This is a genomic window from uncultured Gimesia sp., assembly GCF_937919775.1.
Taxonomy (GTDB): Bacteria; Planctomycetota; Planctomycetia; order Planctomycetales; family Planctomycetaceae; genus Gimesia.
In genome coordinates, this window is record NZ_CALFPF010000291.1 from 1 (window position 1) to 9,074 (window position 9,074).

Annotated in this window: 8 protein-coding genes; 4 read left to right on the plus strand and 4 right to left on the minus strand. The window is 47.4% G+C overall.

Annotated elements, in window-relative coordinates:
- The 3 genes from Q0294_RS07880 to Q0294_RS07890 all read left to right on the plus strand — a co-directional run.
- On the plus strand, positions 1 to 583 hold a 583-nt coding region (locus Q0294_RS07880), incomplete at its 5' end, for a helix-turn-helix domain-containing protein (protein ID WP_299462964.1).
- A gap of 175 nt (positions 584 to 758) precedes the next feature.
- The gene (locus Q0294_RS07885) at positions 759 to 1,460 is read left to right on the plus strand and encodes a lysophospholipid acyltransferase family protein (protein ID WP_299462967.1); all 702 of its coding nucleotides are present in this window, start codon (positions 759 to 761) and stop codon (positions 1,458 to 1,460) included.
- Between the two features lie 160 nt (positions 1,461 to 1,620).
- Entirely contained in the window at positions 1,621 to 3,231 is a 1,611-nt protein-coding gene (locus Q0294_RS07890; protein WP_299462969.1) for an FAD-dependent protein, read from the plus strand.
- Positions 3,232 to 3,248: 17 nt separating this feature from the next.
- On the opposite strand, the gene Q0294_RS07895 is transcribed toward Q0294_RS07890, so the two are convergent.
- The 3 genes from Q0294_RS07895 to mtaB all read right to left on the minus strand — a co-directional run bounded on the left by Q0294_RS07895 (position 3,249) and on the right by mtaB (position 5,761).
- Complete coding sequence (locus Q0294_RS07895; RefSeq protein WP_299462972.1) at positions 3,249 to 3,527, minus strand: hypothetical protein; 279 nt, start codon at positions 3,525 to 3,527, stop codon at positions 3,249 to 3,251.
- A 180-nt stretch (positions 3,528 to 3,707) separates the two neighbouring features.
- The gene (locus Q0294_RS07900) at positions 3,708 to 4,376 is read right to left on the minus strand and encodes a thymidylate kinase (protein WP_299462975.1); all 669 of its coding nucleotides are present in this window, start codon (positions 4,374 to 4,376) and stop codon (positions 3,708 to 3,710) included.
- Positions 4,377 to 4,450: 74 nt separating this feature from the next.
- Complete coding sequence (gene mtaB, locus Q0294_RS07905; protein WP_299462978.1) at positions 4,451 to 5,761, minus strand: tRNA (N(6)-L-threonylcarbamoyladenosine(37)-C(2))-methylthiotransferase MtaB; 1,311 nt, start codon at positions 5,759 to 5,761, stop codon at positions 4,451 to 4,453.
- Between the two features lie 333 nt (positions 5,762 to 6,094).
- Between mtaB and ggt the strand changes: the two genes are divergently transcribed.
- A complete protein-coding gene (gene ggt, locus Q0294_RS07910) occupies positions 6,095 to 7,816 on the plus strand; it encodes a gamma-glutamyltransferase (RefSeq protein WP_299462981.1) in 1,722 nt (573 codons plus the stop codon).
- Positions 7,817 to 7,875: 59 nt separating this feature from the next.
- On the opposite strand, the gene Q0294_RS07915 is transcribed toward ggt, so the two are convergent.
- Positions 7,876 to 9,074, minus strand: a 1,199-nt coding sequence (locus Q0294_RS07915; protein ID WP_299462985.1) for a HEAT repeat domain-containing protein, incomplete at its 5' end; no start/stop codon positions are given.

A 9,074-nucleotide genomic window follows, 5' to 3' on the forward strand; every position in this document is an offset into this window, starting at 1 on the left:
ATCGGCATCTCCGAAAGACAGCATACGCTTGATAACGGCCAGTTCACTTTCTTTGCCCGAACTTTTGGATCGGGAATTGCTGCTCCCTGAATTTTACTTTCTGATCACGACGATGGAGATCAAAGTTCCACCTTTAAGAGAGCGCAGGGCCGATCTGGAACTGTTGGCGCAGCATTTTCTGGAAAATGAAAATCGCTATCAGGAGAAACAGGTGAGCGGTTTTGCTCCCGGCGTGCTTTCTCAGTTTCAGGATTACTTCTGGCCTGCAAATCTGGACGAACTGACAAAAGTGATCCAAGCGGCGTTCCAGGCGACTTCGACGTTGCTGATTACTCAGGAATCGTTGCCATTGCGGCTAAAGACAGGCATTGATGCGCGAATGCTGGGACCTGCATTGTCCTCTGCCATCAAACCTCTGGAGGAAACGCTCCACCAGGTTGAGTCAGAACAGATCATACTTGCTTTAGAGCAATCGAAAAATAATCGCACGGAAGCAGCCAGACTGCTGGGACTGACCAGAGCAAAATTGTATCGCCGGATGGAAGCACTAGACATTAGTCTGGACGAGGAACCGCCGTCGTAATGAATTCCCGCAAAACCTGTTGAAAATGGGGTGTTTACGTCAAATGGCGGCAGGATGGTGCTGCTTTCCTGGTTCTGATTACCGAGTTGAGAATTGGGATTTGCGCAGATTGAAACATCATTACAATGCGTAATTCTACGAAGTATCATTGCATCTGCCGTACAGGAGTCATCGGTTGAAAATTCAGAGTCGAACTTTGCTGAGTGTGATCAATTCTCTGGTTGTGATTTTGATTCGATTGATCTTTAAGACGACACGTCTCGAGTACGTTGGCGACAGTATTCAACGATGCCCTTTTGCCGATACAGGTTCTGATCGGTTTTTATATAGTGTCTGGCATGACTCGGTTATTCCTCCACTGTTTTGCGCGGTGGAACATAACAGTGTGGCGCTGATCAGTCAGCATCGAGATGCGGATACGATAGAGGCGATGTTAAAAGCAGCCGGCATGGGGGCAATTCGCGGTTCCACAAGTCGGGGAGGAGCCAGCGCGATTAAAAAATTAATCAAACTGGCCGAGGGTAAACATATCGTGATTACCCCTGATGGCCCACGTGGGCCTCATCATAAAATGAAGCCCGGAATTGTTTTTCTGGCGTCACATTCCGGACGCCCCGTGATCCCGACCGCGTTTACAGCCACGCGTTACTGGAAGTTTCAGGGAAGCTGGACAAGTATCTGGATTCCCAAACCATTTTCCAAAGTCTATTATCTGGTAGGAGAACCGATTGAGGTTCCGGAAAATATCTCTCGAGAAGATATGAACTACTACACAGAATTGGTTCAAGAAAAAATGGAAGTCCTGGAACGGGAAGTGAACCAACTTGTTTCGGAAACGACAAGTGAGGAAATCGTTTCGTTCAGGAAAGCAGCCTGATCAGTGCCTGGGATGCACGCTTTTCAAAGTATTTTCTGCTTTTCTGATGGTTTCGAAGTGACAAAATTGCATTCGATTGCCTAATCGGTATAACATGTTGAGTTGCTTGACATGATCTCACGTCTTGTTTCTGCGCTTGTTCGATTCCGGTTTAAGCTATATGTCACTTAAAGTTACCAATATTCGATTACCCGTCGAAATTCCCGAACAAGAACTTGCAAATCACATTGCACAAAATTTGGGGATCGGCCCGGAAGAGATTCAGAGCTATCGAATTCTCAGAAAAAGTCTGGATGCCCGTTCGCGCCAGGATTTACGCTTTGTCTATTCGGCTGAAGTAAATGTGCCGGATGAATCAGGAATCCTGAGAAATCATCGCGAAGAGTTATCAGTTCAAGCTTATTCTGAAGAGTCATTTATTGACCCTGCGTGTGGCATTTCGCCGCTTGAAGAACGACCAGTGATCGTTGGTTCGGGGCCTGCCGGGTTATTAGCCGGCTATTTTCTGACTTTAAAAGGATATCGCCCCATCATTATTGAACGTGGGTTTCCGGTCAAGGAGCGTGTCCCTGAAATCAGGCGCTTCGATCAAGGAGATGATTTTCAAAGTGAAAATAATTATCTGTTTGGAGAGGGAGGCGCTGGCTGTTTCAGTGACGGAAAACTGACCTGTCGATTAAGTGGCCCTGATGTGCAGTGGGTACTGGAGCGATTTATCGATTGTGGAGCGCGTCCTTCCATTGCCTATGAGCATCGTCCTCACTTAGGGAGTAATAAACTTCCGATGATCTGTCGAAACTTTCGTCGCAAGATTGACGCGATGGGGGGAGAATTCCGGTTTGAATGCCGGCTTGAAGGGATTGATGTTGTCGATGGTCAAGTCCAGGGGGTCATGACATCTTCAGGCTATCTCAAAACATCGCATGTGATTCTGGGGATCGGTCATAGTGCCCGCGATACGTATCAAATGTTATACGATCTGGGAGTTCCCATGTTTCGCAAGGCTTTTCAGCTGGGGCTCAGGATTGAACAGCCGCAGGAACAGGTAAACGAACACAAATACGGCCGTGAGGAATACCTTTCACTTCTGGGGGCCGCAGATTACACGATGATCACAAAAGGCAAACGGGATCTCTATACTTTTTGTATGTGTGCCGGCGGAATTGTGATGCCCAGTATTTCAGAACCGAATATGTTTTGTACAAACGGGATGAGCAATTCACGGCATGACACTGGGTTTGCCAATAGTGGAATCATGACGACGATCTATCCCGAGGAATTCGGGAGCGATCACCCTTTGGCTGGGATGGAACTTCAGAGAAAATACGAAGCAATTGCTTTTGAGTTGGGAGCGAAAAATTATTTCTGCCCGATTCAGCGTCCTGGTGATTTTCTTAAGAATCGAAAAACAGACGCCGGTTTTCGATATAGCGGCACTTATCAAAGGGGAGTCGCCGCTTCAAATTTGACTCAGGTACTCCCACCCGTTGTCATCTCTCAAATTCAGAACGGTTTGCCGATCATGGATCAGAAATGGCGTGGTGCATTTTTAGAGAATGCAGTGCTGGTCGGACCTGAAATGCGTGGCAGCTCTCCCATACGAATCGATCGCGACAGGCAATCATATCAGGCTCCCGGGTTCCGTGGTTTATATCCTGTGGGAGAAGGTGCGGGATATGCCGGCGGTATTGTGTCTGCGGCTGTTGATGGTCTGCAGAGTGCTAAAAAACTTGTCGAAGAATTCGCGCCGCTTGAGGCGGCAGCGACATGAATTTAGAGACGGAGAAGTTATTTGCCAGTAATGATCTGATTGACGGACTGGTCAATGGCTTTCAGGTATTCATCCAGCTTCTCGAATAGTTCCTGCGTAAAATGATCGCATTTTAATAATTCAGCAGCTTGATTTCGCACGCTGATATCTTCTACCTGTCGCTGATCAATTCCGTCAGGAACGACACGGACCAGGCGAATTAATTGTTCATTGGTCGGGATGAATCCCAATTCCAGGTGTTCCACCAGTTCAGCTGCGAGTCGTTCCGTGTCCGAAAACATTTCTCGCAATGTCATTTGGCTTGGAGCCCGTTTCACAATTCCTGTCTCCCTTCCAAAGATCAAAGAACGCTGATATTAGACAGGTTTTTCCCTAAGCAGGTCAAGTATATTTTGCGTTCAGCTTTCATTAAGATTAAGAGAGTCTGGTTTGTGTTCAAATGGGATCTGAACAAACCTCTGAATCTGCGTCGGCATTTAGAGTAAAGCGGAAACATGAGACCAGATTTCGATTCCAATCTCTTCAATAGACCGCAGTTGATTTTCATGCAGGCTGTTAATTTTTCGCCAATGCTGATTCACATCGGCCAATTGGAGATAGACTTGCCTGACGTTAGCCAGATAGGTTTGATCGGCTTCCTGCAGGTCAGCTGCCTTTTCGGTGTAAGAGCGTGCCTGTTTTTCTGCAACGAGTTTTTGAGCCTCGTCTGCAGGCAAATCTAATAGAATAGCCAGATCCAGCCGAGGCATGCGGTAAATTTCATACTCGATTTGCTCGATCCATTGAATAAATTCAGCTCGTTCACCGCCAGACAGTTTTGCCCCCTGATGTGCGATATTCGAAGGAATATAGCGATCCAAAATGACGACCTGACTTGACTCGATCATTTTAAAAATATGATCGCGCGATTCAAATCGATCGCCGGCATAAAGCAGGGACGCGAGAAATGGATTCACTTCATCGAGCTGTCCGAAACGTCCATTCAGGAAATCTCCAATGGACTTTCCGAATAATGTTTGATCGTATCGGGGAAAACCAATCAGACTGGAAACAATACCCTGCTCCTGGCATTTAGCATGCAGCCTGCCCGCCTGTGTCCCTTTGCCTGATCCATCAATGCCTTCAATCGCAATTAACAATGCCACTCAAAATCTTTCTTTGTAATAATCTTTGATCGACTTTTCAAAAATGAATCAGCTCGAAGCCGGGGAGCTGAATTTTATGGTGAGATGCGATCTGCTTCGAGATAGTCATGGTGATCTCTGACACCACGTACATTCACAAAATTTCCCAGGTCGGCTTTTGTGCCCCGACAAATCACGGGGGCATACCAGCGGTCTGTGCCACGCACCCATCCTGGAAGCTCAGTACATACTCGTTCTATCAAAACCTGTAGGTTTCGATCAATTAATGTGTGATAAAAATTCTGCGCTAATTTACGTTCGAGCTCAGCAAGTTGCTGACAACGTTCCTGGCGAATTTCAGGGGAAACCTGATTTTCATACGTCGCTGCTGGCGTCCCCTTTCTTGCGCTGAAGGGGAAGATATGAATTTTCATGAAGGCAGCTTCCTGGCAGGTACGTAACGTTTCTTCAAATTCAGCGTCTGTTTCTCCCGGAAATCCTACTATCACGTCGGTCGTGAATGCGGGGTGATTCAGTCGTTCTCGCATCATCTGCAGTTTTTCCAGAAAACGGCTGACATAATAGCGGCGTTTCATGCGTTGCAGCACTGTATCTGATCCACTTTGAAGCGAAGGGTGAAACTGTGGACAAAGGTGTTCACAATCAGCGGCTGCCGAAATAAAATCATCATTGATCTCCGCGGTTTCCACACTGGAAAGTCGCATTCGCCAGTCGCCGGGGATTTGATCCAGTTTGCGAAACAAGTGCCAGAGTCGAAACGGAGCCTTACCCGATTTACCACGAGTGGTGTCGACGCCAAAATGACCGACATGGATACCCGTCAGAACAATTTCCTTGAAGCCATTTCCCACCAGACGTCGGACTTCCTCTTCGATGTCCTGCGGCGAACGACTCTGCAATCCAGGGCGGACTGACGGAATAATGCAGTAGGTGCATCGCAGGATACATCCATCCTGAACTTTGACATAAGCCCGCTTGCGTCCTTCGAATTCAGAGATGCCGGTTGGCATATCCACGATTCCGTGTCGTTCCAGAATGTCAGGCAGTTCCCGCTTGTCGGTAACGACTTCAAAAACCCCAGGTAATTCTGAAACCGTCTTTGGGTCTCGAGTAGCATAACAGCCCATCACAAGAATTTTTGTTCCCGGATTATTTTTTGAGAGCTGGCGAATCAGCTTGCGTCCTTTCGCATCACCGGTAGCTGTGACTGTGCAGGTGTTGACAACACACAAATCTGCGGTCTCGCTTTCAGACGCTTCGCGATACCCGTTCTTTTCCAGAGCTTCTTTTACGAGTTGCGTTTCGTATTGATTGACCTTACAGCCAAGTGTGACCAGTTGGCATGTTTTGTCGCTTTTGGGAGAATTGAGTTTGCTGAGTGTCATAATTTTACAGCTATTGTTTTAATGGGTGTTTAGTATCGCGCAAGTCACTGCTTCACAGAGGGGTGGAATAACGAGTTAATGTTCAGATACTTTAAAAAGCGGACTGCATTCATAATGTCCCATCTGACAAGGATTTTCCAAGATTGGATCTGGAAATCAATGAAGACAGGTCGCATAGTATAATCAGAGAGAAACCAGACTTCGAGCGGCAGAAACAGATTGTCTGATCCGATTCTGACAATTGCAGTCCCAGTGAGAAATCTGCTTAAAGGGTAAGGTATGTTTTTAAATATTTTAAGCCATAAATCTTATGTCAATAAGATGTTATGCTTTATGTTAGTCTCTGCCGTTCTGGATTCCTCACAGCCGGGATTCTCGGCGGATCCTCCCCTTGATCAGAAGAAACGAGTCTATGAGCAGGCAGTTGTTGCCGCAGATCATCCGTTAGCCAGTGCTGCTGGTATCGTGATTCTCAAAGCGGGTGGGAATGTCGTAGATGCCGCGGTGGCCACTTCCTTTGCGCTTTCCGTCCTCAGGCCGGCCAGTTGTGGTTTGGGCGGAGGAGGTTTCATGGTGATCTGGGACGCAGAGCAGCAGAAGTCTGTTGTGATCGATTACCGGGAACGTGCGCCTGCCGCTGCGACTCCGGACATGTATGCGAAATTACCAGGCAATGAAGAGCAGCGCAAACTTGCCAGCCGTCAGGGACCGCTGGCGATTGCCGTTCCAGGCACTGTCGCCGGGTTGTGTTATGCTGTTAAGGAATATGGAAAACTGGATTTGAAGACGGTGATGCAACCGGCGATTTTGATGGCCAAAAGAGGGGTGCGCATCAACGATCACATGCGGTCCGTACAGAGTTCGATGCTGGAGCGAATTAAAAAAGGCTCCCTGGACTCCAAGCAATTTCCGGCGTTGATTGATGAGTATCTGAATCAAGGCCAGCCCTGGAAGGATCAGGATCGGTTTTTCAGTCCTCAGTTGAAAGTTCTGGAATTGATCGCCGAAAATGGTCGGGCCGGTTTTTACGAAGGACCTGTCGCCGATGCCCTGGTGGCCGTTTGCGGGAAGCAGAATGGAGGCCTCCTGACCCATCAGGATTTAATCGAAACTCAACCGATCATTCGTAAACCGCTGACAACCACATTTAACGGCTATACGATCTTGACGATGCCTCCTCCTTCCAGTGGAGGCATCGCCATTATTGAATCATTTAACATGATTCATTCATTAGAAAACAAGCTGTTGAATCAGTCATTTGCAAAGCTGGAATATCATTCACCGCAGCAGATTCACTTATTGACGGAAGTCATGAAACACGCATTTGCGGATCGTGCAGAATATCTGGGGGACATGGATTTTGTTCCGGTACCAGTCGAGAGACTGACGAACCAGAAATATGCAGACCAGCTCGCTTCGCGCATCGATGCGAAGCAAACAAAATCACTGAAAGAGTATGGCCGTTATCTTCCGCCACAGGATGGAGGGACCAGTCATCTGTCAGTCATGGATGCTGCAGGAAATGCTGTCGCTTGTACCGAGACGATTAACCTGACGTTTGGCAGTTATGTTGTGATTCCGGAATATGGGATCGTGATGAACAACGAAATGGATGACTTCGCAGCAATTTCAGGAAAACCCAATGCCTTTGGCTTAATTCAGAGTAAAGCAAATGAAATTGAACCCGGCAAAAAGCCACTTTCCAGTATGTCACCTACCATTGCCGTCAAAGACGGAAAAGCAGTCTTTTCTGCAGGTGCTTCCGGTGGTCCCAGAATCATTTCCAGCACGCTGCAGGTTTTGTTGAACATGATCGTGTTTGGGATGCATCCGGAGCAAGCTGTTGAATCTCCTCGTATCCATCACCAATGGATGCCCGACGATCTTTTGTTGGAAACCGAACTGTTCGAGCAGGTCGGAGATAAAATGAAACAATTCGGTCATGCTACGAAAAAGAGTTCCAGCCTGGCTGCATCGCAGGCTGTTTCCCGACAACAAGATGGTTTACGCGGCCATAGCGATTCTCGCAAACATGGGGCGGCTGCCGGCTATTAACCCTGGGTTCCGGAGCCGGATGATTTAATTCGCAAGCCATAAACACAAAACGAGATGATTTATTTATCTGTTGTCGCCAACTTCTTTTTAATGTCGGTTTGTGTCTTCGAAAGCAGTTGTTTAACAACAATGGAATCTTCGATTTCAGCTTGCTTTTGCAGCGCATCTAACGCTTCCTGCGTGCCGATGGATTGTAATATATTACAAGCTTCAATCCGTAGTGAAGAATCCGGGTGATTCAATAACTTGATGACCGGTTTTTCCGCGATTTCCCCCATGAATCGGAGTGCTCTGCGGGCATCTTTCATGTCTTCCCGATTTGATAAGCGGCCAACAAGAACCTCAGCGGTTGTTTCTGAACGGATTGTTGGAAGTAGTTCAATAATTTCTTCACGGACCAGCACTGACCTCTCATCAGAGAGTAATGCTGCAAATGTCAGTGTTGCTTCGTCGGTGTACCAGACTGCCATCGCGTTCACATGTTCCTTCATGCGGAAACCTTCTTTTGCTAAAGGTAACGTCGCAGCCAGAACGGAGGAAACCTGTTGAAGATGACTATTATCCGGCTTCATGCTGGCCAATTTTTTGCAGGCAGTATCATGTGCAAAAGGGCTGGTCCCGGCAATCACGCGCAGTGCCCAGTCGATTGTTTCTTCACCTGATCGTGGTTTTAAGTCGCGGTCATTCGTTTCTTTGTCCGAAACTGCCGATTTGTTCTCAGGTTGTTTCATCGCAGGCTCTGAAGAGTTCAGATCTGGATTATTTTTCAGTGGGTCTGAATTCGCTGAGGCATTGGCTGGCGACGCCGGCTGCATGGATGCTGCTTTATCCCGGAGTGCCAGAGAGTTGAGTTCCTGTAACTGGGCATCGACAGTAATAATTCGGTTTTGTAGATCAATCTCTTTTACCTTACCCCATTTGAGTGTCTGGGCAAATGCAAACAAATCTGCGGGAACAGGACGGACAACGAGAACCAGTTGTTTATCAAAAACGAAGTGCTCCAGATCTTTCCGGGTTGATTCAGCAGGCAGATCCTGTTTTTGCAGGTTGGCTGCTAATGGATTCAAAGATGATGAGCGTAAATTTTGCTGAAGAATCGGTAACGCCAATGGTTCATTGCCACTGACACCACGTACGATGATTGCAACTCCCGGACTTTCGCTGTCCAGAGTTCGTTTGCTTGTCTCGCTAATGATATTTGTTTCACTGGGAATCCCGCTTTCGACGGGTTCCGGTTTCTTTTCTGTCAATACTTTAG

What these genes read in the sequence shown, in the direction of transcription:
- ggt (WP_299462981.1), top strand. Translation starts at nt 6,095, where the DNA reads ATGTTAGTCTCTGCCGTTCTGGATTCCTCACAGCCGGGATTCTCGGCG.
- mtaB (WP_299462978.1), bottom strand. Translation starts at nt 5,761, where the DNA reads ATGACACTCAGCAAACTCAATTCTCCCAAAAGCGACAAAACATGCCAA.
- Q0294_RS07895 (WP_299462972.1), bottom strand. Translation starts at nt 3,527, where the DNA reads ATGACATTGCGAGAAATGTTTTCGGACACGGAACGACTCGCAGCTGAA.
- Q0294_RS07890 (WP_299462969.1), top strand. Translation starts at nt 1,621, where the DNA reads ATGTCACTTAAAGTTACCAATATTCGATTACCCGTCGAAATTCCCGAA.